Source organism: Moorena sp. SIO4A5 (assembly GCF_010672005.1).
GTDB lineage: Bacteria > Cyanobacteriota > Cyanobacteriia > Cyanobacteriales > Coleofasciculaceae > Moorena.
This window is the reverse complement of record NZ_JAAHHZ010000046.1, coordinates 25466-50456: the sequence shown is the minus strand read 5'-3', so window position 1 is coordinate 50456 and position 24991 is coordinate 25466. Positions and strand designations below refer to the sequence as shown.

Genomic DNA, 24991 nt, shown 5'->3' with positions numbered 1-24991 from the left:
CGGAAAGTGTTTCGTTGTTGTTGTAGGGTTTTGATTTCCCCTCGCACAGCCACTAGTTTCTGGTCTAAACCTCGTTGTTCACGGCGAGAGGCTTCTAGCCGTTCTTGGGAAGTTTTGATTTCCCCTCCCACAGCCACTAGTTTCTGGTCTAAACCTCGTTGTTCACGGCGAGAGGCTTCTAGCCGTTCTTGGGAAGTTTTGATTTCCCCTCCCACAGCCACTAGTTTCTGGTCTAAACCTCGTTGTTCACGGCGAGAGGCTTCTAGCCGTTCTTGGGAAGTTTTGATTGCCCCTCCCACAGCCACTAGTTTCTGGTCTAAACCTCGTTGTTCACGGCGAGAGGCTTCTAGCCGTTCTTGGGAAGTTTTGATTTCCCCTCGCATACCCACTAGTTTCTGGTCTAAGCCTCGTTGTTCACGGCGAGAGGCTTCTAGCCGTTCTTGGGAAGTTTTGATTTCCCCTCGCATACCCACTAGTTTCTGGTCTAAACTTTGGCGTTCTGCCTTGAAGGATTTAAACCGTTCTTGGGTAGTTTTAATTTCGCCTCTGAGAGCCACTAACTGTTGCTGAGATTGACGCACTTTTACTTGAGAGGATTCTAGTTGTGACTGTGCGGTTTTAATTTTGCCTCTGAAAGCGACTAACTGCTGCTGAGATTGACGCACTTGGGCTTGAGAAGATTCTAGTTGTGACTGTGCGGTTTTAATTTTGTCTCTGAGAGCCACTAACTGCTGCTGAGATTGACGCACTTGGGCTTGAGAAGATTCAAGCTGTGCTGTTGCTGCCTGGGTTTCACTGCTAAGGAGAAGGAGTTTTTCTTCAGCCGTGCTGATCTCAGTGCGAACCGCAACGAGTCTTTGCTGTGAGGTTTGTAACTCCCTTTGAGATTCTCCTGAAGTTTGTAAAACTGTCAGTAATCCAGCTACTTCCACATCGTCAGGCTCGTATTTTGCTGCTTTTTTAAAGGAAGCGATCGCATGTTCGTAGTGACCGATGCGATAGAGGGCAAATCCTCGCTGTTTCCAAGCCAAAGAGTTTCGAGCATCAAGTTGAATCGCCTTGTCAAAATCCGTGATTGCTTTTTCATATCGACCAAGTTTGTAAAAAGCCGTGCCTCGGTCAATCCAAATTGAAGCAGCCTTGGCATCCAGTTCCAGTACTTGGTTGTAGAATGCGATCGCCTCAGAATACCGTTTTAAATCATAAAGCAGCACACTGGCAATTTTTTTAGGAATAATTGTCTGTACCAACTGCTGTTCAAATTCTGATGTGGCTTGAATTGAAAGTGCTTGCTTCCAGGCAGTAATCACCGCATCGTATCGTTTGAGTTCATGGTTTGCCTTGCCTTTCTCAAACCACGCTAAAAGGTAATTGGGCTTAATTTTAATCGCTTGATCATAGGAAGCGATCGCGGCTTCGTACTTGCCCAAGCTACTCAACGTATCCCCTCGCCAATACCAAGCTAAGAAAGAGTCTGGCTGAAGTTTTACAATCTGCGACCGTATCGTTATCTCTTCACTATACTTACCAATTCCTCGTAACTGACTGGCTTGTTGCCACAACTCATTGATTATTCTCCCTTGTGCCACAAGTTTCTCTGTCGAGGCGTTACGGCGGTCAAAATCCATCTGAGCAACGACAGTTTGAGCATTACCACTAGCCATACTTGTCGTGAGCAAAGTAGCTAGGGATACTACTACTTTAAACGGGAAATTTTTCATCTTTGGTGGTTAAGCAGTATTCTAGTTGAATTAAAATTAGGGATTACTGTCATAATATTACCAGCAATCTTAGCAAAGACACAGTTACCAAATACACAGTTAGAGGTATCACCATCCAAATGGTTTACCCCACCAACAACTAAAGCGATCGCTACCAATCCTCCAAACAGACCCTAGGGGTCTTCGGGGACTTCCTGCCTTCGTAGTTCAATAAACTTTTTTTTACGTTAACTACCAGACAATTATCTCTAGCATCTAATAATGTGAAATGATTAAGCTGTGGACTATCACCGCTATTGACCAACACGCTCACAACCTGCTAACTCCTGAAGCTGCTGCGAATTATCCCTATCCTGCCTTCTTCAGTGAAGCCTATGACCCTGATATCATTAATCATCATGCCCGTCACAGCCTTTTCTACAAACGAAGCCTTCGGGATATTTCCCAACTCTTAGAGTGTGAACCAGAGGAAGAGGCAATTCTTAAACGTCGCCAGACATTGGGCTTGAAAAAACTCACCCAGGAGTGTTTTAAATCATCTCAACTAGAAGCAATTTTCTTAGATGATGGTTTGCTACCAAATAAAATTATTCCTAGAGAATGGCATGAACAATTTGTGGCAGTCAAGCACATCCTTCGTTTGGAATATCTAGCAGAAAATCTAATCGCTGAGATAGATGACTTTGCTACCTTCCTAGAAACTTTCCGCTACAACATTGACCCACCCCTACCAGAAGTGGTAGGCTTCAAGAGTGTTGCTGCCTATCGTACAGGTTTGGATATCCAAATGATACCACAGGAGGTAGCTCAGGAATGTTTTGATGCCTTCAAGCAAGAAGTCTTGAGGGGAAAACCCTTGCGGCTGGTAGATAAGCCTTTAATTGATTTTTTGATTACCCAAGCGCTATAAATTGCAGCTAAACATGGAATACCTGTGCAGTTTCATACAGGGTTTGGTGACCCAGATTTAGACTTACCGCTGGCTAATCCAGTTTATATGCGTTCGCTTTTGGAAGACCAACGCTTCCGTAACGCTCCGATTGTCCTACTGCATAGCTCTTATCCTTATACCCAAGAAGCCGGTTATCTAGCAGCCGTCTATCCTCAAGTATATTTAGATTTCGGGTTAGCGGTGCCTTTTTTAAGTGTAGCTGGGATGCGTAGCGTGGCGCAACAGTTATTGGAATTTGTCCCAACCAGTAAACTGATGTATTCTTCTGATGCTCACAATATCCCGGAATTATATTACTTGGGAGCCAAGTGGGCACGGATAGTATTGGCACAGGTTTTGGAGGGAGCGATTCAGGATGGGGATTTGACTGCTAAGGAGGCGGAGTCAGTTGCTATGGGGATTTTGTGTGATAATGCTCGTGTGCTTTATGGGGCTAATAGTTTTTGATGAAACTCCAAAAGCCCATAGACGCGCTAGCGCTTCGGTGCAGGGTAGGACGGGAATAGGAAAAGGACTATTTGAGTTTCTGTTTTCCGGATACAGTGGCAGAAATGGTGGAGTTAAAAGAAGTAGATGAAATTTAATTACCACCCTGAGCCGTTCCTTCGGGCTTAGGGTTTTTTTGCTGGACTTTCTGCCAACATCCAAAAATTCCCCAAATCTTAAAATAGCTCAGCTAAAGTTATTAGCAACTTATTTTGATTCCTGCGCTTAAAGTCTTAGGGGTTTTGTTATTGTTAGGTGGTAATATTAGAAATGAACAATAAATAGTTAGCGATAGACTAACTAAACATTAATTGCTAGTCAGTAGCTAACATAAGGCTAAAAATAAACCTGTTTTTATTTTCCCTCTCCTCCTATCCGTTACATCCGTTACCCATCAGTTGCAGTATTTATCCTATATTGGTACTTTTAGCTTACCTTAACCCAACACAATTTTAAGATGACCCGTGTAATTGGCTTAATGAGCGGTACATCTGTAGATGGCATCGATGCTGCACTAGTAGAGATTTCTGGCTCAGACTTAGATTTAAAGATTGAGCTACTGGCTGGTGCTACCTATGGCTACCCCACTGAACTCAGGGAGAAAATTCTAGCTGTCTGTACTGGCACTCCCCTATCCATGGCCGAATTGGCAGCATTGGATGATGCGATCGCATTTCAATTTGCCCAAGCAGCATTGGCAATTGGGACTGGGTTACCCCCCGCTGAGTTAATTGGTTCCCATGGTCAAACAGTATACCATCGACCATTAGGGGTCAAGGGTGTTCGCGTAGCGTGGCCTTTTGGCCAAGGTTTTTCCGAGTTGAAAGTTGACAGGTTGAATGTTGAAAGTTCTTCCGAGTTGAAAGTTGGCCGGTTGAATGTTGTTCGCGTTCGCGCAGCGGAGGCCGAAGGCCACGCTACGCGAACGGCTTTGCCGAAAGCGTGGCCTTTTGGCCAAGGTTTTCCAGACAACCTGCAACCTGATAACCTTCAAGCTGGTAACCTACCCTTCTCGAACGCCAAAGGCGAACAACCTGCAACGGAAACTAACCTTGGCCAAAAGGCCACGCTACGCGAACAACCTGATAACCTTCAACCTGATAACCTTCAACCTGCTAACCTTGGCCAAAAGGCCACGCTACGCGAACAACCTGCTAACCTTCAACCTGATAACCTTCAACCTACTAACCTTGGCCAAAAGGCCACGCTACGCGAACAACCTGCTAACCTTCAACCTGCTAACCTTCAACCTGCTAACCTTGGCCAAAAGGCCACGCTACGCGAACAACCTGATAACCTTCAACCTGCTAACCTTCAACCTGCTAACCTTCAACCTGCTAACCTTCAACCTCTAACGACTCTGGGATATAGCCTTCAACTGGGACGGGGAGAGGTGATTGCTGAGATTACCGGTATCAAGACCATCAGCAATTTCCGTGTGGCTGACATTGCTGCTGGGGGAGAAGGTGCGCCTCTGGTTCCTAAGATAGATGCCTGTTTGCTCCGGTCATCTACCCATAACCGATGTATCCAAAATATTGGTGGTATTGGTAATGTTACTTACTTGCCAGTTAGTGAAGGGAACTGGTTGGAACAGGTATATGGCTGGGATACTGGTCCGGGGAATGCCCTGTTAGATCTGGCTGTCGAGTATTTTACCAACGGTAGAAAAACCTATGATTACAATGGAGAGTGGGCAGCAAGTGGCACTCCCTGTGAGGCTCTCGTCGAACAGTGGCTTGCTCAAGAGTTCTTCAATATACCGCCCCCAAAATCTACCGGACGAGAGTTGTTTAGTCGAGATTATCTCAAGCAGTGTTTGGTAGAAAGTGAAGCCTATAACCTTGCTCCTGCTGATTTCCTGGCAACACTCACAGAACTCACTGTTGCCTCTATTGTTGAGAGCTATCGCAACTTCTTGCCTCAAATGCCAGATCAAGTACTATTGTGTGGTGGAGGGGCAAGCAATTTATACTTGAAGCAACGGTTGCAAATTAGACTAGATTCGGTGCCAGTATTAACCACTGACCAGGTTGGGTTAAGTCGGGATTTTAAAGAAGCGATCGCATTTGCTGTTTTGGCTCATTGGCGTAACCTGGGTATTCCCGGCAATCTCCCTCAAGTAACCGGTGCTTCAGAGGCTGTATGTCTAGGAAACCTGTATTCTCCGAGATCGCAACACCACTCATCCTAAAACTGGGTATTTTAGGGTTCCTATGCGTTGTCAAATGCAGTTAATAAGCTGCTCTTGCCATATCAGCTTAGAATCCCCGTTGGCTGAGACTGTGGGAGAGTTCAACTAGTTTGTCTGTTACTCCGTAGGAGTCGGGCTACTCCCGGAAGTTTGCCAATGGTATAACCTGAGGGGGTAAACCCCACAACCTTAGGTATAGCAGCTAGAATGAGTGGGGAACGATGAGAGGGCTTGTAGCAGTAATATTCAGTAACAGATAAAGAGTAACACCGTGGCTCACACCTTTTTATTGGAGGCAGGATGCTGGAGACTTCGGGGCAATTGGCTGGAACGCAATGGAAAATTAATTGTAGTCAGAGGTGGGACGATGGTTACCTGGAGTCGGGAAAACTGGTTTACCATGGTCACAAGACTGGTTTTTCCCAATCGTGAACGGGAGGATATCTCTTGCCAGTATCTAGGGCGTCTCGATACTGGCGACCAGAAGTATACCTTTGTCTTACAGCATAGCCTCCTAGGTCGTGTCGAGGGAGAAGGCTGGGTGGCTCGAGAATCCATTGTGCAACGGTATTGGGTATTAGGGGATCCCCAACGACGCAGTGGTTTTGAAACCCGGTATCAACGTAATGAAAATATATACTACCTCTCCAGTAGCATTATGGCAGGTCATTATCTCAGTAGCACAATGGAAGCAACTTTGGAACGTCAGCCACAATAGAAGTATTCTGGAATTAAGGGAGTTTTAATAGCAGTACACCTGTGACCGTTGCTATTTAGTTCATCTTCCTTAGTCCTTAGTCAGTTTAGTCCTTAGTCTTTAGTCCTTAGTTTTTTGTGATCCACATTAAGTCTGCTGGTATTTACAAAAGACCAATGACCAATGACCAATGACCAATGACCAATGAGCGATGACTAGAGACTAATGATTCATGAACACGTTATTTTCCAGATTTCACCAAGGAACTTATGATCACAGACCCTAACAAAGGTCGTCTACTCGCCAATCGCTATCAACTGGTCAAGTTGATCGGCAAAGGTGCTATGGGTCAAGTGTATCAAGCCAAAGATATGCTCCTCGGAGGTGTAACCGTTGCTGTCAAGTTTCTCTCCCATACATTATTGAACCAAAAAATGCGCGATCGCTTTGAGCGGGAAGCAACGATTTGCGCTTTGCTTGGTGAGAAAAGCAATCACATCGTGCGAGTTAGGGACTATGGCATAGATGAAAACGATATTTCCTTCTACGTCATGGAATACTTGGCAGGGGGAAATTTAAGCGCAATAATTCACACTAAAACCCTATCCTTACCCCGATTTTTGCATATTGCCCGTCAAATTTGTCTGGGATTACAATGTGCTCACCAAGGCATTGTATTTAAAGGCACACTCACTCCAATTGTGCATCGTGATATTAAACCCAGTAACATTATCGTTGTCGAAGATTCCTCCTTCGGTGAACTGATCAAAATCCTTGACTTTGGCATTGCTAAGCTTCTTCAGTTTGATGGTGCTCAAACCCATTCTTTTATGGGTACCCTAGCCTATTGTTCACCGGAACAAATGGAGGGAAAGGAACTGGATAAACGCTCTGATATCTATAGTCTAGGGGTGATGATGTTTGAGATGTTAACTGGTCACATGCCCATTCTTCCAGAAGATCATTCCTTTGGTAGTTGGTACAAAGCTCATCACTTCAGCCCACCTAAATCATTTGCATCGATTAACCCCAAGCTAAAGCTGCCGAAGTCCCTAGAGAAGCTAATCATGACCTGTATAGCGAAAGAGGTATCTGATCGTCCTCAAAATGTCGGGATTATCCTACGAACATTGGATTCATTAAACGAAGGTCATGATCGCGGTCGCTATCTGGGTCATCGGATTCAAACAATACTATCCGAGAAGCCTCTGAGTAAGGTAACACAAATACTTCCCGTATCAGGGAATGATATTTGTCGGCAAACCTCCTGGCCCGATGACAAGCCTAAAGCATCTATTGTCTTTTCTAAGATAATTCGTACCACAAGCCAAACCTTTCCTACCCTCTGGGTGATGCTGACTAAAGAAGAGATTGAGAACCGTCAGGTTAGTACACGCTACAACCAATTCTTGTATCTTATTCTACCTCATCCAATGGTGCTATGGATTACCGCAGTGCATAATCGCTACCACGGTGCTTGTTGGCTTCCTTGCTACTTAGACCTCAAAACAAATCAGGGTCAGAACATAATCAGACTTTTGGGAGATACTGGATATTACAGTATTTTGTTTTTTGATCAATCAAAACCAGAAAAGTGTGCTAATGTCATGACCTCAACCATTGCTCCTGCCCAACGCCAGCTATTCATTGATTGGGCGAATTCGTCTAAGACAATAAACTCAACTAATCAAGCAATGTTGAGCAAACGCATACTTAAGCAAGAGTTTCAAAAGCTGAAGCCAAAGATTTTGATGAAGTTAGAAGCTGCTCATACAGATTACCCTACTGATATTTCAGGTTAAAACAAGTTACATGCAACCAGTTACTGGTAACTGGTTACTTGATAAGAGATTTATTTTTTTTATTGGTTCTTCAGTACCTTTTATGCTAAAGTTCCAGTTAAAAAAACTCATAAAGCTTACTGTACAAGGAAAATTATGCTATTCAACTAACAAAAGTTACTGAATACAGCCTCTTCCCACTGTTCCCTATTCCCTGTTCCCTGTTCCCTATTACAGACTGTTTATTTAGCATAACAATTACGGAAGAGCATTCTTATTTTCGATTTTCCCTATTAAACCCTTAGCCAAAACTAATATAGGGATAGCATCAACTCCCGCTGATACTTTTTCGTCAGGGGATGGTCATTACCCAGCACATCAAACACCGCAATCATGGATTTTCTTGCACCATCATCTCTATAGTTACGATGTTTACTGACAATTTCTAAAAAGATTTTCAGGGCTGCTTCATAGTCTCCCTCTACAACTAACCGAGATGCCTGAGCAAATAACTGATCTAATTCACTTTCCCCAATAGGATTCGCCTGCTGCTTAAATTGAATCAATGCTCTGATTGCCTGAGCTCTGGGGAAATATTCTCGATCATTGTATTGAATGGTTTCTAAGAGTATGGTTGCCTCTTCTGGCTCATTAATGTGAACCAAAAAATTGGCCACTTCAATGACTAAACTTTGATTCTCTGGATACTTGGCAATTAGCTGTTCAAACAGCTGTTTGGCTCGGGATATATCCTCAGTTGCCATGGCAACCCGAGCTTCTTCTAGTCCAATGTCTAGCTCAGACTTCAGATTTAACCTAGCTAACATTTCCCGCAACTGAATCTCTGGCAAAACCCCGACAAAACCAGGAATCATATCACCATTGGTGACAATTCGGACATCGGGTACTCCCTCAATTTGAAAGTTATTTGCTAAATCTTGGTTGCGGTCAATATCAACTTTGGCTAAAACAAAGTCGTATTCTTTAGCTAGTTTTTCTAAGGTTGGTTTTAGGAGTTGACAAGGGCCACACCACGTAGCAAAGAAGTCTACTAATACAGGCTTCTCAAAAGACTTTTCTAAAACTTCAGTGGCGTAGTTGCTGCTAGTAACGTCTACAGAAAAACCCATATCAATTATTTCCGTTATCTTGCTGTTGAAATCAAAGATAAAATGTAAGCATATGCGCTACGCGCAGGCTACGCCAACAGCTAATGCTTACGAAGATAGGGAAGAGGAAGAAGAAGGAGGAGAGAATCGCAGGGAATTTTTACCATAAAATATCCCCTTTCCACACTCCTACCTTCCGCCACACTCGACATCAAGTCAAGGTTTGAGCCTTAACGAGGGTGTCATTCCCCTCTAACCCTTACTCAGCCCGCAGAGGATGTAGCTAAGACTTTTCCTGAGCTAGATGCTGCACTGTCCCGGCTAGATTCTACGAGCTTGCCTAGGATAGCGCTAACGTTAGTCTTGGCATCACCGAAGAGCATATTGGTGTTTTCTTTGAAGAACAGGGGATTGCCAACGCCAGCATAGCCACTGGACATTCCCCGTTTCATCACCACAACTGTACCAGCTTTCCAAACCTCTAAGACTGGCATCCCAGCAATTGGGCTACTGGGGTCTTCCATGGCACTAGGGTTAACGGTATCATTAGCACCAATCACGAGTACTACATCGGTTTCTGGGAAGTCCTCGTTAATCTCATCCATTTCTAGAACGATATCATAAGGCACATTTGCCTCAGCTAGCAGCACGTTCATGTGTCCTGGTAGTCGTCCAGCAACTGGATGAATGCCAAAGCGAACATTGATACCGGCATTCCTCAAAATCTTGGTAATATCGGACACCGGATGCTGAGCCTGAGCTACTGCCATGCCGTAACCGGGAACAATCATAACACTCTTGGCCCCTTGTAGCAGCTCTACGGTATCTTCTACTGTGGTCTCGGTGACTTGACCTTCCGGCTGATCACCACCTTTAGCTTTAGCTGTAGTTCCTGCACCTTCGCCGAAGCCTCCTAAAATCACGCTGATGAAGGAGCGGTTCATGGCTCGGCACATGATGTAACTGAGGATAGCACCACTACTACCTACTAGGGCACCAGTGATAATTAACAGGTCATTGGACAGCATAAAGCCTGCTGCTGCAGCGGCCCATCCGGAATAACTATTGAGCATGGAGATGACCACTGGCATATCAGCACCCCCAATAGCAGCTACCAGGTGGATGCCTAACACTGATGCGATCGCAGCCATAATCAACAAGGGTTGCAGACCAGCCGTCCCCTCTGCTGTCATGAACTGGTAACCCAGCCCGATTACAGCCCCAAGCATAGCCAGATTGAGTAGGTGGCGTGCTGGTAACATTAGGGGTTTGCTGCTGATGATAGCTCGTAGTTTACCAAAGGCTATCACTGAACCGGTGAAGGTAATTGCCGCAATGAACACACCAATATAAATTTCTAACTGGTGAATAGTTACTTCTGCACCCGTTAGGGATTCCCCCCCTTGCAGGTAATTGGCAATACCCACCAGTACAGCTGCAAGACCGACAAAACTATGGAGAATTGCTACCAGTTCTGGCATGGAGGTCATGGCTACCCGAGATGCCACGATCGCACCAATGATCACTCCTGGTAGAATCATCCCTCCCAGAGTGAGGTATGCCGTTACATTGCTACTTAGGGCAGTCGCAACAAAAGCAATCAGCATTCCAAGAATCCCGTAAATATTACCTTTACGGGCGCTTTCCTGGTTAGATAATCCCCCCAGGCTGAGAATGAATAAAGCACTAGCTGCAATATAGGCAACTGTCAACAGATTATTTGACATAGTCTCCTTAGTTTTATGGTGTTCAACGTTAAGGTTGAAGGTTAGTTGGTTGAATGTTTAAGGTTAGTTGGTTGAATGTTGTTCGCGTAGCGTGGCCAAAGGCCAAGGTTAGTTGGTTGAAGGTTAGTTGGTTGAAGGTTGGTTGGTTGAAGGTTAGTTGGTTGAAGGTTAGTTGGTTGAAGGTTAGTTGGTTGAAGGTTAGTTGGTTGAATGTTGTTCGCGTAGCGTGGCCAAAGGCCAAGGTTAGTTGGTTGAATGTTGTTCGCGTAGCGTGGCCAAAGGCCAAGGTTAGTTGGTTGTTAGCCTTTGGCGTTCGGTGTAGGGTAGCTGGTTTGGTTGAACGCGATCGCGTGGCCGAAAGGCCAAGGTTCATAAGATAACCTGTAACCTTCAAACCTTCAAACCTTCAACCTTCAAACCTTCAAACCTTCAAACCTTCAACCTTCAAACCTTCAAACCTTCAACCTTCAACCTTCAACCTTCAAACCTTCAACCTTCAAACCTTCAACCTTCAAACCTTCAACCTTCAAACCTTCAACCTTCAACCTTCAAACCTTCAACCTTCAACCTTCAAACCTTCAACCTTCAACCTTCAAACCTTCAAACCTTCAAGGGTCTAACCTATTTCTGAAACATCTTGAGCATGCGTTGGGTTACGAGGAAGCCACCGGAGATGTTGATGGTTCCAACTAAAATTGCGATCGCACCCAGAATAGTAGTAGGTGAGGTAGCTGCGCCGGAAATTTGCAGCATGCCACCAATGATGATGATGCCGCTAATGGCATTAGTAACACTCATCAAGGGTGTGTGCAGGGCTGGTTTTACGTTCCAGATCACTTGCCAGCCTACGAAGCAGGCCAGGATAAATACCGTGAAGTGGGAGAGGAAAGAAGGTGGTGCTCCGATTCCCAAGCCAATTAGGGCGAGTCCCACTAACACTGGCCAGAGCAAGCCCATGATACCCTTTGATTTCTTAGTCTCTGGCACAGACTCCTCTTTAGTTACCGCAGTCTGGGGTTCCGGTGCCGGTTTGGGAGGTGCTGGAGGTGTAGGGCGCTTGGGTGGGGGCCAGGTTACATCCCCAGCGTTTAGCACTAAGGCTCCCCGAACCACTTCATCCTCCATATCGACACGGTAATTTTCACTACCACCCATGTCCTTGAGGAGATGACAAAGGTTTGTGCCATAGAGTTGGCTAGATTGAGTAGCCATACGGCTGGGTAAGTCAGTCAAACCAATGATGGTCACACCTTTGTATTTGTAGACCTCATTGGCTTTGCTCACCTCACAGTTGCCCCCTTGCTCAGCTGCCATATCTACAACCACTGAGCCTTCTTTCATACTCGCTACCATTTCCTCGGTGATCAGTAGCGGTGCTTTTTTACCAGGGATCAGGGCAGTGGTGATGATGATGTCCACTTCTTTAGCCTGTGCAGCGAACAATGCCATCTCCGCCTCGATGAACTCTTTACTCATCACCTTGGCATAGCCCCCAGATCCTGTACCGTCTTCTTTGAAGTCCAGTTCCAGGAACTCTCCCCCCATGCTTTCCACTTGTTCCTTAACCACGGGGCGGGTATCGAAGGCGCGCACAACAGCACCCAGACCTTTAGCGGTACCAATAGCAGCTAGTCCAGCTACCCCAGCACCAATCACCAACACTTTAGCTGGGGGAACTTTCCCCGCTGCAGTAATTTGCCCAGTAAAGAAGCGACCAAAGTTATTGGCTGCCTCAATCACAGCCCGGTAACCAGCAATATTGGCCATAGAACTGAGGGCATCCATCTTTTGCGCCCTCGTGATGCGGGGTACCGCATCCATAGCCAACACGGTAGCCTTACGGCTTGAAAGTTGTTCGAGCAGTTCTTGGTTTTGGGCTGGCCAGATAAAGCTGATTAAAGTGCCATTTTCCGATAGCAACTCAGACTCATGCTTGTTTAGAGTTGGATGCATCTGAGGAGGACGCACTTTTAGGACAATATCTGCCTCTGACCAAAGGCTATTGGCATCAGGAATGATTTGGCATTCTGCTTGTTCGTAAGCATTGTCAGGAAAATTAGCTGTCTCTCCTGCTCCCGATTCAATCAGCACATCAAAGCCAAGTTTCTGGAGCACCTTCGCTGTATCCGGTGTAGCAGCTACCCGGCATTCACCTGGGTAAACTTCTTTCGGGATACCAACCTTCATGCGAGTTTTGGTTGGCTGTAAATCTGACGTTTCAGCCTCTTTGGGAATGGCTAGGGTCATTGACTCTCCTTCAGTTGTCTAAATGGAATAAGGACGGAAAATTCATTGATCACTACAGTGGGTCTAGAGGCATCAGGCAAAGGATGTCCAGACCAGCCACTTTCAGGGGCTAAGGCCACCGTATCTCCTAACATAGCTTTTGGTCATGGGTGACAAATACTCCTTAGGTGAGGACAACAAGAATCAGGAAAACTGACGATAATAACTGTTTTCCGTAACTATTTTCGGTAAATAGAATCAAGTAACAACTTCTTATCGAAATGTTGTCCCTTGATGACAATCTCTCGTTCTATTTCTTTTGATTTCGAGTGGTTTTTAGCAACTGGTAGCTTCTTGCTGCTGGGGGATGTTCACCCTGTTTAGAGGATTCCCAAGTTCAACTAGAACGGGATCAGTTTGCCCCCTGATACCGCCAACGCTCTTAAGCCTGGGCGATTAACTCACTTATGATCAGCTGACTGGCTTCCCATCTGTGCTACTTGTCCTTGTATGCTACTTGTCGTGGTATCCAACACCAGGCATCGCCTCTTGCTGAATTTGAACTGCTGGCATCAATTTCTCTATATAAATTTCCCTGACTGTTCAAATACATGTGTCCCCATAACCGGATCTCTTTTTGGATCCTATGGTGATCTGCCAAAAGAGAGGATTATTTTTAACTTGTTTTAGGAATTGTGCTGTTGCACTCAGTTGTCGTAGGTAATCTTTACTAGTCAGATCGATTTATAGGTGATGGGGTAATAGGGTGTAGTGAGTGATTAAGGTGTAGCGATAGGGTTTGAAATTGGTATTAGGGATATTTTGTGTATAGCTTGCGTATATATATATAAGTAGTACAGTGAAAAAACAAATAACTGTTAATTGTCAGCTCAAGTCAGCAGCATTAGATTTATGCTATCCACACAATCTTCCATCAAACGTCTGATTTCCGCGATCGCATTAGCTGGTTGTGTCTTGACCGGGCTATCGGTTCGGAGCTTAGCCCAGAGTAATCCCGGATTGGTACTCTGGAGTGGTGTTAAGCGGGAAAATATCCTGAGATATCACCTAGATTTTAACGGTGCCCCCAATTACTGGGATCGTTACCGCTTGAAGATTCCCAAGAAGAAACTGGAATTGGGAGTTGCTCAGTTTTCTATTTCTTATCCAGATTACTACGATGGTAAGTTCGACGTGAACAAAATTGAAGTGCGCGTTGACGGTAAATCCCTCCCGGTCTCTGAAGTAGTCTGGGACAAAGAGAATTATAGCCTTCAGATTTACATGGAAGAGCCAGTTCCAGCCAATGAAAATGTGGAATTAGTATTTTCCAATGTCAAAAACCCTGATGGGGGTACTTATTACTTCGTTTGTTATGTCTTAGCTGCTGGTGATATTCCACTACCCACTTATGTCGGTACCTGGATTGTGAGTATTGGTCGTTAATCTATTGTAGTTCTGAATTGGGTCAGGTAACTCGTCCTAGGTTTTAGGGAGCAGGGAGCAGGGAGTAGGGAGTAGGGGAAAGAGTGTTGGTTTTCCGGTGTAGGGTAACCGTCACCCCGTCATAGCCTCTCCCCATCTCCCCAAAGCGCCCCCATTCAGAATTTAAATCGCTAACAGCTTATTCCCACTCCCCTCCTCACCACACCTGCCATACCCCCTTATTGATTAGACCTCCCAGGAAAACTAGCGAAGTCTATTGATCACTTGTGCTAATTTGATTTGTTTTTGATTTCTCTTTAATTTCCCTTTTGTCTACGTCAGTCATTATTTCGAGTCCCTTGGGAGTAGCCTTTAGGTGAAAAAGGTACCGACCGTTGATCATATAGACTGTGGTGATAGCTCCTATAGCAAAGATCAGGACCTGGCTGCCTGACACATCTGTGTGAAACCAAGACGTATCAGGCTCGACACTGTAACGACTGAATCCGTGAGAACCAGATGCGATTGACATGCAGTCACGCTACGCGAACGTAAAAATCCTGACGAGCTTTTTGAGAAGCAAAGCACGGTTGCGGGTCTTTGGGTAGCAAGGGGACGGGTGTTAAAAGTTGACGACTTTTGTGGAGGACTCCCGTTAGCCAGCGCAGACCAATTTTCAGGTAGCTCAGACCCCTTTGCCAATGAGGATTGACCTTTGGTCACGCTACGCGAACGACCTGCCGTCGCAGACCTTGTAGTTGAACAGCCATGCCTTGAGTCGTGCCGTACAGTAGTGCCACCGCAGCCACGCTCGTAGAGCCGTTCGAGAGCTCGCCATTGCGGATGCGGGAGTCTTCGAGCTTCTTTGGCTCCCGACTTACTGTCGCTTAAATAATTCCTCGACCCGGAACCTCAAACCGTATTGCCACAGAGTCATAATGGTGGTGGTTTCATCGGTGATGACCGCCCAAGGCTCTTTGACCCCAATGACTATGGCTAACACCAGATGAGAGCGGTGTTTTCCATCTTGCCATAAACCCACATGGTGATAGAAAACTGCAACTCCGTTTTGTGGCCACAGATAACTGACTTCAATCGGATAGCGACGCGGACCGAAGCAAATTGACATCACAGGGCAGCCGTAGACAATAGTGCCAATTGCTCCAAAGTAACCAGTTCATCAAAGCATGGTTGGCGAAACCTCGGTCGGCTTTGAGCATCACATCGGCATGTTGACGCAATATCCACCGGGCTTGGCGTAACAATGGTTGATATTCTTCGAAAGCCACCGTGGCACTGCTATGCTCCTTCACAAGCCATGCGAAATGGAACGGCACGACCACAACACACCAGTGATAGATGAATCATACAGTAGCGATTCCAAAGCACTGTGGTATCGAGTGCAAGGTACAGACGATGAGACTGCCAATTCTTCAATTGCCTTTAGCACCAAGGGAATATATAGCCCCTTCACACCAATGAGTCGATTGCTCACAAAGCGGTGCCACCGACGTTCAAAGCTCTGGGCTTGTTTGGCGAGGCATCAGACATAAGGTTCTATGGCACTAAGGCAAAGCTTACCACTGCTAATTAAGGCACTCACCATCCAGGCTAAGGTTTTTAGATGGCGCAGATCGAGGGTAGCTGCTGTATTGACACAGAAAGTCTAACAGTTGATCATGAATTTGGGTAGAGTTGGACATGCTCCGATGGGCTGGTTGTGTAGTGACTCTAGCCTCGCATATCCCTCTACCCTTTTTGATCGAGTCTGGCCTTCCCGTAGCGTGAGCAAAGGTCAATCGCTCTTTTCTACCAGTTGTCTGAGACCTTCCCCTCAAAACCTGCATCCCATCACCCAGGCATAATCAGGCTTTGAGGCACTTGTGTCCGGCAGTCAGGATCAGGACTCCACAGAGCGGTAAGGTAATTTGCCAAACTGGGAAGTTGTGGTTACTTGGTTTTTTCTGTTGATTCTTCTTTAACATAGTGATTGAACACTTAGATACGACTGTTTGAATAGCTACGATTTCCTGTTGATTGCCTGCCTAGACGCTACAAACTATCCAGCAGGTTTTGACTCAGAGTAGAATTCCTACCCCAAAGAAGTTTTGAGCAAGATTAGTACGCATGTTGTTTCAACGTCTACTAGCAGCTTTAGATTCTGATTTCGAGGCTACATAGTTAATGTGCCGGTTCAAGGATTCTGTGACATTGACTGGGTCATTCTTCTAGAGGTGCTGCTATTCAAGATTCAAGCACCCTGTTTTTTTGGAAATTTTCCCGAGAGGGTGTCACACTTTCTGACAGTTCTGCACATATATATAGAAGAGGCAATGTGATGATTTGCGTAGCAGCATATTCTGCTAAGCATAAAAAATATTTCGTCTCTTGAACTCACAGATAGTGCTAGGGGTTACTTCAGTCAGACCTTACGCAATAAACTACTTGTAGTTTTAACAAACCCGTTAACCTATACAAGTAGTGTTTTGAAGCTGAATGTGTGAAGCTCTGATTTACCACAATAAGCACAAGAGGATTGTTCAAACAGGAGGTGGTGTTCCATGTCACCATAGACACAAGATGATTCAGTGATGATTGTTAAAACAGGAGGTAGTATTCCAGGGTGCATCTCACTTTTGTAAATGTTCGTAGTGGACCGACACATCTAAAATGGTGCAATAACCCTTTGTTGGGTTGAAGAATGAAACCCAACACCAGTAACCCTTTGTTGGGTTTCCCTACCGCTCTAACCAACCTACATTTTTAGGTGTGCCACGCCAGTAGGGTGCGTTAGGGACGGGGGAGCCATTATTGTATTGGTAGCCAGTGTTAGGACAATCCGTCCCGTAACGCACCATCTGGTCAAACGGCAAAAATGAGATGCACCCGTATTCCATGTCACCCTAGGAGACCTAATTGGTTAGAAAACCCAATAAAACAGGAGGTAGTATTCCATGTCACCCTAGGAAACCTAATTAATAAATCGTGAGTTCCACAATAGGCACAATATGATTTTTCGAAAAATCATTTCGAAGATGCAACAATAGGTATAAAAAATAAGTTCCAGTGTGTGCCTAAATAAAAATGATTATTCAAACAGGAGGTAGTGTTTAATGTCACCATAGGAAACCTAATATATGACCCCTCGTCAAAAGTTTGAATCAGCGGTTAAACATTTAGTTAGCCAAACTTTTTTAGAAACTAAGGAAGCAACATATTATGCTGCATTATTTAACGGAATAAAGAAAAAAATACGGCAATTTAATTTTCCGGATTATCAAATATACGAGGTAATTAATGAAACCTATTTACGGGGAATAAAACTCATAGAATCAGGGCAAGAAATTGAAAACCCTGGAGCATGGATCAGGGTTACTTCCTTCAATGTCATCCGTGAAATGAGCCGGGAACAAAAAAAAGAGCAATTATGGGACTCTAATTTAATCGAGGATCAACTAGGACTAGAAGACAGCCATAGCCTTTCCTCCTCAAACTCTGAGGATGAAGACTTAAGGCTGCTGGAGCTAGCCCTTAAAAAGTTAGACCCAAAGGACTCCAAACTAATCGTCTTACGGGAAATAGAAGGCTTGTCTTGGAGACAAGTAGTAAACCATCTGGCTTCTAAGGGAGAATATATTACTGAGGCGTCTGCCAGACAGCGAGGTAATCGTGCCCTAAAGCGTTTACGTAATAGGTTTTTTGAGCTTAAGGCTGATCATCAATAAAGACAATTTTATGATTAGCTATAGCTAATCAGGGTGCGGAAACCGCTTGGGGGCATTCCTGATCTGATTGCCCCCACTTTTATTTAATCATTAAGTAAATTTTAGATAGTTTTTATGAAATGATTCAAATAATATAATAACAAACTATGTTTAAGGATGAAAATCCTAACAAACAAATGTCAACCAAAAATAATAATCCTCAAAAAGTTAAATTATCAGAAGAGTATCGCCAGCTAATAGCTCTTCCGATTTTGTCTGAATTAGAGGCAAATCGGATGGCGGAAATCCTAGAGCTAGCTAATCTTGATGAATCCCTTAACTGCTTAATTGAGGAAATTGAAATGACCGAATATTTAAAACTAGAAAAGTGGAATCAAGGTCTTCGGAAGTTACTGAAGGTGGTTTCAACAGAAGAGCCATCCCCTACTACACCATGGCAGGACTAAACTATCTGAGGGTATGTAAGCAGTCAGTGGTCAGTGGTCAGTGGTCAGCCTTGTGGCACAGGCTTCTAGCCTGTGAAATAACCCATAAGCTGATAACTGATAGCTGATCGCTGATAACTGATAACTGATCGCTTGGCTTGATAGATCACCCCTTGACATGGTATGATCAACAATCAGCTATAGTTGGCAATCAATCCTTCATAGTATTCGTTAATAGTATTCCTCCAGCAAACCCATGACTCAACGCACTCTAGGCGGAACCAACCGTAAGCAAAAAAGAAAATCCGGTTTTCGTGCCCGGATGCGCACCAAAGATGGTCGCAATGTGATTAGAGCTCGCAGAAGCAAGGGACGGCGTCGTCTCTCGGTCTAGTCATCTAAGCATTGATGCCGACCTGCTGCAAGTGAAAGGTAAAAGGTTAAGAAACAGCCATTTCCCGTGGCTCTTCTGCCTTTATCCTGCTCAAGGAATTGATATTAATCAAGGATTACAGTTAAGCATTGGGATTGCCTCAAGCCAATCGACTTAAGCACTGGCGAGATTTTAAAACAGTCTATCGCTCAGGTATTCGTCGTTCAGGGCGTTACCTAACATTACGGGGTTTACAACAGAGTACTATTTACCCGATTGCCAAAGAAACCATTGTACCAGAAAAATCCCTACCAGAAAAATCCCTACCAGAGGATCACCCTCCCTCCCGTATTGGCATCTCCATCAGCCAAAAAGTCAGTAAGAAAGCAGTTGTTAGAAATCGGATTAAGCGGCAACTTCGAGCCGCCCTCAGGCAGTTATTACCACGCCTATCCCCCGGTTGGAAGCTAGTCGTAATAGTAAAACCAGAAGCCAGAGAGTGCGAATATGCACAACTTTTGAGAGAATTAGAAAAGTTGTTGGTAAAAGCAGAGGTGTTGGATGGGCATTAGAGAAGATGTATTTTATGAGGGTGGCCCCCACCGGGGAGATCTGATCATTAGCATATTGTTGGCATTTACGATTATATTCATACCTCTAACCGTAGCTGCTATTGTCAGGGCTCTATGGCTACGGTATCGGATTACCAGCCGCCGCATATCAATAACTGGGGGTTGGCGGGGACGCGATCGCTCAGATGTGATCTATTCTGAAATTTCAAAGATTGCCACAGTTCCCCGTGGTATAGGAACTTGGGGAGATATTGTCGTTACCCTAAAAGATGGTAGCCGTTTGGAAATGCGGGCAATACCCCGGTTTAGAGAAATTTACGACTACATTGCCGAACGAGCAGCAGACAAAACAGGCAAAGCCGTTAGTGCCATCAAAATGATGTAGACAGAACATTGCCAAGAAAACCTTGACATCGGTCACTTGCCCTGATCTAGTCTTCCCTTTCCTACATCTGGCCACCAAAATCGGTTCAACTCCTTGATGTCAGTAGATATACCTGATAAAAGTCGGAAACCCGAACCGCATAGGGACGGAGATTAGTTACATTAGACACAGAAAACTTTACAATAGCGCCTAGGTTAACGTCAAACGAATGGACTTTGGTATCGGATTTATCTCCAACAACATCATGCTGCCAATCCTGGATTTCTTTTACGGGATTGTGCCTAGCTATGGTTTAGCCATAATAGCCTTGACCCTGGTGATTCGCTTTGCCCTCTTCCCTCTTAATGCTGGCTCCATTCGCAACATGAGGCGCATGAAAGTCACCCAACCCTTGATGAAGAAGCGGCAAGACGAAATAAAAGAGCGCTACAAGGATGACCCGGCTAAACAGCAGGAAGAAATGAGTAAGCTGTTTCAAGAGTTTGGCAACCCCCTAGCCGGTTGTTTGCCACTGTTGGTACAAATGCCGGTTCTGTTTGCCCTATTTGCCACCTTGCGGGGATCACCCTTTGCAAACATTAACTACGACGTCAACTTACAAATTTTTCCCCAAGAACAGCTGGAATATATCCAGCCTAAAGTCTTTACCACCAAACCCCAAAATATTTACATTACCGATGGCTTACATGAACCAGTCATCGCCCTACTTCCGGCAGGAAATAAGCTGGTAGTTGGGGAAAAAACCAAAGTAGAGTTTCAAACTGTTGAAGGTCAACCCTTAAATCAACTAATTGCTCAGCATCCAGAAACCGATATCACTCCCACTTGGCAAATAGTCAACGGAGAAGACCGCTTACGTATTCTTGAAGATGGGACACTAGAAGCCCTGATGCCTGGAGAGGTAAAGCTTCAGGGAACCTTAACGGGAATAGCTGCTAACAAAGGCTTTCTATTTATTGATGCTTTAGGAAGAGTGGGTGCTTTTGATGACGATGGCACTATCCACTGGGATATCGTAGGTATGATTCTATTCTTTGGGATCAGTTTGTACGTCAACCAGCTGTTGTCTGGTTCAGGTGCAGGTGCAGGGCAAGCCGGTGACCAGCAAAAGGTAGTTAATCAGATTACTCCAGTATTGTTTTCTGGCATGTTCTTATTCTTTCCCCTGCCAGCTGGGGTATTGATGTATATTGTTGTAGCTAATATATTTCAAACTATCCAGACTTTCATTCTCTCGAGAGAACCTCTGCCAGAGAATTTGCAAGAAATAGTTGAGCAGCAGGAAAAAGAGGCAAAAAGACAAGCAGCTAAGTCTGGAGAGGGTCGAGAGGCATTGCCTTTTGAGCCCAAGCGTTCAAAGAAAAAAGCATCAAGTTAGTATGGTAAATCAACATCAGGAGCGTGGTAAAGAGTGGTTAGAAGAACTCCTGCGCTTATCTCGATTGCCCGCCAGTATAGAGGTAGCTGATGGTGACGCTCCCCTAGGAGAGCGACCCAGCTACTGGTTGACAATCGATAATAGTCAACTGACCTCGAAAGACACTCAAACTTTAATTGGTCGGGAAGGGGAAGTTATCGATTCTATCCAGTACTTAGCAAATTCCCTCCTTAACTTGGGTCATGAAGAGGAAGAACAAGCCGTTTACGTTATCGATATCGATAGCTATCGAGCCAGACGGCAAGTGGAACTTCAAGCGATCGCTGAACACGCTGCTATGAAAGTCCGTCAGACCGGGAAAGAATTTGAATTGAAATCCCTATCGGCAGCAGAGCGGCGTCAAGTCCATACCCTATTCAAGGCTTTTGAGGATTTAGAAACTCTTAGTCGAGGGCAAGAGCCAGACCGACGACTGGTGGTGCGTCGCAGGTATTGACAGATTAAGAGTTTTACCCCTCTCACTGCTGATTGCACTTGGGATTCTTCCCATCACCTGGCTAACATAATGCATTAACTCTATATAACTATTTAAGTCTATAAATGGTCGCTTTTTGCTGAGTCAGGACTTACGCGCTTAAGTGGATTTCGCCCCCCTAGCCCCCCAATATTGGGGGGTAATGATGTCAAAGTCCCCCAATATTGGGGGATTTAGGGGGCAAATGCGTAAGTCCTATGAGTGTTTGAGAAGCTCAAGGTTAACCATCAACGCTTAACAGTCAACTGCAAAGGATAAGCATTATGGAGGCGATATATATTCCTGAGTTGCTCAAATTACCAGAGCACACAGAAGTAACTCCGGTCAATCAATTCTTGGTGGATTTACAGACACTGACCCCAGTTCGAGGTCAAGTGCAAGTGGCTCATCAAGGAAATTACCTGGAGGTCTGTGCTCAAGCAGAAACGATCATTACCTTGACTTGTCACCGCTGCTTAAAACAGTACAACCACCGCCTAAGCATCGATACATCCGAATTAGTTTGGTTAGCTTCCTCAGCTGACCAACTGTCGGATGTATCCCTAGAGCAGGAGATAACTTGGGATGATTTACAAGAAACCCTTCCAGCTCAGGGGTATTTTTATCCAGACACTTGGTTATACGAACAACTATGTCTGGCAATTCCGCCACGGCAGCTGTGTGACCAAGAATGTATAGGTATCCAGATTAAGAATAACAGTGAAGCAGAGTTACGGGATCAACTACGGGATCAACGTTGGGGGGCTCTAGAATCCCTGAAGAGAAAACTTCCTGGATAGTGAGTTGCCTGGTAGTATAATGCTGAAGGGGAAATTGGTCAGGGAGTTACTAGCAGCAGAGCCTTTATCCAAGTTTATTGGAAATAAAAAATGCTATGTTTAAGGTTTAAATATTTATTTATAGCATTAACTTTTTGAGTAATTGGCTCCTATATAGGAATTCTATATCCCATAAGGTATAAATTGATCCCCCTAAATCCCCCTTAATAAGGGGGACTTTGAGGTTGCAAAGCTTACCTCATAACTGCGAGAAACGCTATATAAAAATCCATGTAGGAATTGTCATAATTTTTGATGGCATATTCCCGTCTTAATGCAGTCGCTCATGGGGGAAACCACGGCAAAGCACGACTGGGGGAAACCCCCTTTGGCCGCTTAGGTGCGCTTGACCCGTAATTTAATTCGCCACGGGTTCCTACTCCCTGCTCCCTACTCCCTGCTCCCTACTCCCTGTTCCCTATTCCCTGTTCCCTGTTCCCTTTGCTATATGAATTTCAATGACGAGTTTGAGCTTCTGCTACGTGCTCGCTATCCTTTGTTATATATTCCCACTCTAGAAGAAGAGCGAGTAGAAACAGCGATCAAGCAATCCGCTAAACGTTTGGGTAATCGTGGTGTCTATATCTGGGATTTTGTGGATGGTTACCAAGGAAATCCTAATGATATCGGCTTTGGACGCCGCAATCCCTTACAAGCCTTAGAATTTGTAGATAGAATTGGCGAAAGTGCTGCTGCCATCTTTGTATTAAGAGATTTTCACCGATTCTTAGAAGATGTATCAGTTGCTCGTAAACTCAGAAATCTGGCACGTACCCTCAAATCCCAGCCTAAGAATATAGTTATCGTTACCCCCCAAGTGTCCGTCCCCTCGGATTTAACCGAAGTGCTGACAGTGCTGGAATTCCCCTTACCAACCGCATCGGAAATTAAAGCTGAGGTGAAACGTTTGTTGGGGGCAACGGGTCAAAATCTGACTGAAAAAATCATTGATGAGCTGGTGCGCTCGGCTCTTGGTCTTTCCTTAGAAAGAATTCGTCGGGTCCTAGCTCGTGGGATTGCCTCTAATAATGCCATCCAACCTTCAGATGTGGAACTAATTTTAGAAGAAAAGCGTCAATCCATTAGGCAAACCCAAATCCTAGAGTTCTACCCAACCCAAGAAAAAATTTCAGACATAGGTGGCTTAGACAACCTCAAAGACTGGCTACTGCGACGAGGTGGAGCATTTACAGAACAGGCCCGACAATACGGCTTACCCCATCCTCGTGGTTTACTATTAGTGGGGATTCAAGGAACTGGGAAATCGTTAACTGCAAAAGCGATCGCAAACCACTGGCACCTACCCCTGCTACGTTTAGATGTCGGTCGTCTATTTGGTGGCTTAGTAGGGGAATCAGAATCCCGTACTCGGCAGATGATTCAGCTAGCCGAAGCTCTCGCTCCCTGCATCCTCTGGATTGATGAAATTGACAAAGCCTTCTCTGGTCTATCCTCTAAAGGGGATGCAGGCACAACCAGTCGTGTCTTTGGTACCTTTATTAGCTGGTTAGCTGAGAAGAAATCCCCAGTATTTGTGGTAGCTACTGCCAACAATATCCAAGCCTTACCCCCAGAAATGCTCCGCAAGGGTCGATTTGACGAAATCTTTTTTGTTGGTTTGCCCAACCAGGAAGAACGTCGTGCTATTTTTGACCTACACCTATCCCGGCTGCGACCTCATAATCTCAAGAGTTACGCTTTAGACCGATTAGCCTACGAAACCCCTGATTTTTCCGGAGCAGAAATTGAGCAGACCCTGATCGAAGCCATGCACATCGGCTTTAGCCAAAACCGAGACTTTACCACAGATGATATTCTCGAAGCCGCTAGCCAAATTATCCCCTTAGCACGGACAGCCCAAGAGCAAATCCAATTCTTACAGGATTGGGCAGCTGCCGGAAAAGCTCGTATGGCTTCTCGCAATACTCCCTTAAATGATCGCATTCAGCGCCAACTCCAGTAATTAATTATATATAGCAGTTCTCAATTGGGTCAGAGACTTCATCCTGGGTTAATTGGAGTAGGGAGTAGGGAGTAGGGAGTAGGGAGTAGGGAGTAGGGAGTAGGGAGTAGGGAGTAGGGCTAATAAAATTGACTTGACCTGATAAGTAGGATCGACGCTATCGATTAATGTCAACTAGATTAATTTAGAATTTTATCATTAACTGTTGCTAGAACAATCTGTTAACCTTGGCCAATAGGCCACGCTACGCGAACAACCTGTTAACCTTGGCCAAAAGGCCACGCTACGCGAACAACCTTCAACCTTGGCCAAAAGGCCACGCTACGCGAACAACCTTCAACCTGTTAACCTTGGCCAAAAGGCCACGCTACGCGAACAACCTGTTAACCTTGGCCAAAAGGCCACGCTACGCGAACAACCTTTCAACCTTCAACCTAACCACCTCCAACCTTAAACTTTTCAACCTTTCAACCTTCAACCTTTATCTTTAATAGCTTCC

26 protein-coding genes and 1 pseudogene are annotated in these 24991 nt (G+C 45.0%); 18 read left to right on the top strand and 9 right to left on the bottom strand.

What is annotated here, in order from left to right:
• Window positions 1–1721, bottom strand: a 1721-nt coding sequence (locus F6K57_RS16265; protein ID WP_293069241.1) for a tetratricopeptide repeat protein, incomplete at its 3' end; no start/stop codon positions are given.
• 268 nt (window positions 1722–1989) lie between these two features.
• Here F6K57_RS16265 and F6K57_RS16260 point away from each other — a divergent pair.
• The 6 genes and pseudogenes from F6K57_RS16260 to F6K57_RS16240 all read left to right on the top strand — a co-directional run bounded on the left by F6K57_RS16260 (window position 1990) and on the right by F6K57_RS16240 (window position 7852).
• On the top strand, window positions 1990–2631 hold the full coding sequence (locus F6K57_RS16260; RefSeq protein ID WP_293069240.1) for a hypothetical protein: 642 nt from the start codon (window positions 1990–1992) through the stop codon (window positions 2629–2631).
• Window positions 2632–3120: an amidohydrolase family protein gene (locus tag F6K57_RS16255; protein WP_293069244.1), complete on the top strand. Its 489-nt coding sequence runs from the start codon at window positions 2632–2634 to the stop codon at window positions 3118–3120.
• A 496-nt stretch (window positions 3121–3616) separates the two neighbouring features.
• Window positions 3617–3922, top strand: a pseudogene (locus tag F6K57_RS42010) (anhydro-N-acetylmuramic acid kinase); the annotation flags it as partial.
• Between the two features lie 57 nt (window positions 3923–3979).
• Window positions 3980–5353 carry an anhydro-N-acetylmuramic acid kinase gene (locus F6K57_RS16250; protein WP_364303136.1) on the top strand — a complete coding sequence of 458 codons (1374 nt, stop codon included), beginning with the start codon at window positions 3980–3982 and terminating at the stop codon, window positions 5351–5353.
• Window positions 5354–5624: 271 nt separating this feature from the next.
• Window positions 5625–6071 (top strand): hypothetical protein, encoded by a 447-nt coding sequence (locus F6K57_RS16245; RefSeq protein ID WP_293017293.1) that lies wholly within the window; start codon window positions 5625–5627, stop codon window positions 6069–6071.
• A 248-nt stretch (window positions 6072–6319) separates the two neighbouring features.
• Complete coding sequence (locus tag F6K57_RS16240) at window positions 6320–7852, top strand: serine/threonine-protein kinase (RefSeq protein WP_293017292.1); 1533 nt, start codon at window positions 6320–6322, stop codon at window positions 7850–7852.
• A gap of 290 nt (window positions 7853–8142) precedes the next feature.
• On the opposite strand, the gene F6K57_RS16235 is transcribed toward F6K57_RS16240, so the two are convergent.
• The 4 genes from F6K57_RS16235 to pntA all read right to left on the bottom strand — a co-directional run bounded on the left by F6K57_RS16235 (window position 8143) and on the right by pntA (window position 12854).
• A complete protein-coding gene (locus F6K57_RS16235) occupies window positions 8143–8961 on the bottom strand; it encodes a tetratricopeptide repeat protein (protein WP_293017291.1) in 819 nt (272 codons plus the stop codon).
• Window positions 8962–9203: 242 nt separating this feature from the next.
• On the bottom strand, window positions 9204–10667 hold the full coding sequence (gene pntB, locus F6K57_RS16230; RefSeq protein WP_293069238.1) for a Re/Si-specific NAD(P)(+) transhydrogenase subunit beta: 1464 nt from the start codon (window positions 10665–10667) through the stop codon (window positions 9204–9206).
• 28 nt (window positions 10668–10695) lie between these two features.
• Window positions 10696–11040: a hypothetical protein gene (locus F6K57_RS16225; protein ID WP_293069236.1), complete on the bottom strand. Its 345-nt coding sequence runs from the start codon at window positions 11038–11040 to the stop codon at window positions 10696–10698.
• Window positions 11041–11288: 248 nt separating this feature from the next.
• Window positions 11289–12854, bottom strand: coding sequence for a Re/Si-specific NAD(P)(+) transhydrogenase subunit alpha (gene pntA, locus F6K57_RS16220; RefSeq protein WP_293069243.1), 1566 nt, complete (start codon window positions 12852–12854; stop codon window positions 11289–11291).
• Window positions 12855–13805: 951 nt separating this feature from the next.
• Between pntA and F6K57_RS16215 the strand changes: the two genes are divergently transcribed.
• The gene (locus F6K57_RS16215) at window positions 13806–14339 is read left to right on the top strand and encodes a DUF2808 domain-containing protein (RefSeq protein ID WP_293017287.1); all 534 of its coding nucleotides are present in this window, start codon (window positions 13806–13808) and stop codon (window positions 14337–14339) included.
• A gap of 856 nt (window positions 14340–15195) precedes the next feature.
• On the opposite strand, the gene F6K57_RS16210 is transcribed toward F6K57_RS16215, so the two are convergent.
• Window positions 15196–15447 (bottom strand): hypothetical protein, encoded by a 252-nt coding sequence (locus F6K57_RS16210; protein ID WP_293069045.1) that lies wholly within the window; start codon window positions 15445–15447, stop codon window positions 15196–15198.
• Complete coding sequence (locus F6K57_RS16205) at window positions 15410–15631, bottom strand: hypothetical protein (RefSeq protein ID WP_293069233.1); 222 nt, start codon at window positions 15629–15631, stop codon at window positions 15410–15412. Before F6K57_RS16205 ends, F6K57_RS16210 begins: the two co-directional genes overlap by 38 nt.
• Window positions 15632–15643: 12 nt before the next feature.
• On the opposite strand from F6K57_RS16205, the gene F6K57_RS16200 reads away from it, so the two are divergent.
• Complete coding sequence (locus tag F6K57_RS16200; RefSeq protein WP_293069232.1) at window positions 15644–15871, top strand: hypothetical protein; 228 nt, start codon at window positions 15644–15646, stop codon at window positions 15869–15871.
• Between the two features lie 1185 nt (window positions 15872–17056).
• Here the strand turns inward: F6K57_RS16200 and F6K57_RS16195 are convergent.
• Window positions 17057–17215 carry a hypothetical protein gene (locus tag F6K57_RS16195; RefSeq protein WP_293017285.1) on the bottom strand — a complete coding sequence of 53 codons (159 nt, stop codon included), beginning with the start codon at window positions 17213–17215 and terminating at the stop codon, window positions 17057–17059.
• 240 nt (window positions 17216–17455) lie between these two features.
• Here F6K57_RS16195 and F6K57_RS16190 point away from each other — a divergent pair, with 240 nt between their 5' ends.
• From F6K57_RS16190 to F6K57_RS16150, 9 genes are all read left to right on the top strand, one after another.
• The gene (locus F6K57_RS16190) at window positions 17456–18043 is read left to right on the top strand and encodes a sigma-70 family RNA polymerase sigma factor (protein WP_293017284.1); all 588 of its coding nucleotides are present in this window, start codon (window positions 17456–17458) and stop codon (window positions 18041–18043) included.
• 146 nt (window positions 18044–18189) lie between these two features.
• Entirely contained in the window at window positions 18190–18489 is a 300-nt protein-coding gene (locus F6K57_RS16185; RefSeq protein ID WP_293069231.1) for a hypothetical protein, read from the top strand.
• Between the two features lie 235 nt (window positions 18490–18724).
• On the top strand, window positions 18725–18862 hold the full coding sequence (gene rpmH, locus F6K57_RS16180; RefSeq protein WP_044494288.1) for a 50S ribosomal protein L34: 138 nt from the start codon (window positions 18725–18727) through the stop codon (window positions 18860–18862).
• A 128-nt stretch (window positions 18863–18990) separates the two neighbouring features.
• Window positions 18991–19413: a ribonuclease P protein component gene (gene rnpA / locus F6K57_RS16175; RefSeq protein WP_293017281.1), complete on the top strand. Its 423-nt coding sequence runs from the start codon at window positions 18991–18993 to the stop codon at window positions 19411–19413.
• Window positions 19403–19798: a PH domain-containing protein gene (locus F6K57_RS16170; RefSeq protein WP_293017280.1), complete on the top strand. Its 396-nt coding sequence runs from the start codon at window positions 19403–19405 to the stop codon at window positions 19796–19798. The genes rnpA and F6K57_RS16170 overlap by 11 nt, the downstream gene beginning before the upstream one ends.
• 208 nt (window positions 19799–20006) lie before the next feature.
• Window positions 20007–21176, top strand: coding sequence for a membrane protein insertase YidC (gene yidC / locus F6K57_RS16165; protein WP_075901672.1), 1170 nt, complete (start codon window positions 20007–20009; stop codon window positions 21174–21176).
• Window positions 21139–21672, top strand: a complete 534-nt coding sequence (locus F6K57_RS16160) for a R3H domain-containing nucleic acid-binding protein (protein WP_364303117.1) — start codon at window positions 21139–21141, stop codon at window positions 21670–21672. Before yidC ends, F6K57_RS16160 begins: the two co-directional genes overlap by 38 nt.
• A gap of 302 nt (window positions 21673–21974) precedes the next feature.
• On the top strand, window positions 21975–22490 hold the full coding sequence (locus F6K57_RS16155) for a YceD family protein (protein WP_293069227.1): 516 nt from the start codon (window positions 21975–21977) through the stop codon (window positions 22488–22490).
• A gap of 487 nt (window positions 22491–22977) precedes the next feature.
• Window positions 22978–24492, top strand: a complete 1515-nt coding sequence (locus tag F6K57_RS16150) for an AAA family ATPase (RefSeq protein WP_071105385.1) — start codon at window positions 22978–22980, stop codon at window positions 24490–24492.
• A gap of 48 nt (window positions 24493–24540) precedes the next feature.
• Here the strand turns inward: F6K57_RS16150 and F6K57_RS16145 are convergent, their stop codons facing one another.
• Window positions 24541–24666 carry a hypothetical protein gene (locus F6K57_RS16145; protein ID WP_293069225.1) on the bottom strand — a complete coding sequence of 42 codons (126 nt, stop codon included), beginning with the start codon at window positions 24664–24666 and terminating at the stop codon, window positions 24541–24543.
• 53 nt (window positions 24667–24719) lie between these two features.
• Here F6K57_RS16145 and F6K57_RS16140 point away from each other — a divergent pair, with 53 nt between their 5' ends.
• Window positions 24720–24983, top strand: a complete 264-nt coding sequence (locus F6K57_RS16140; protein WP_293069223.1) for a hypothetical protein — start codon at window positions 24720–24722, stop codon at window positions 24981–24983.
• The last annotated feature ends 8 nt before the right edge of the window (window positions 24984–24991 follow it).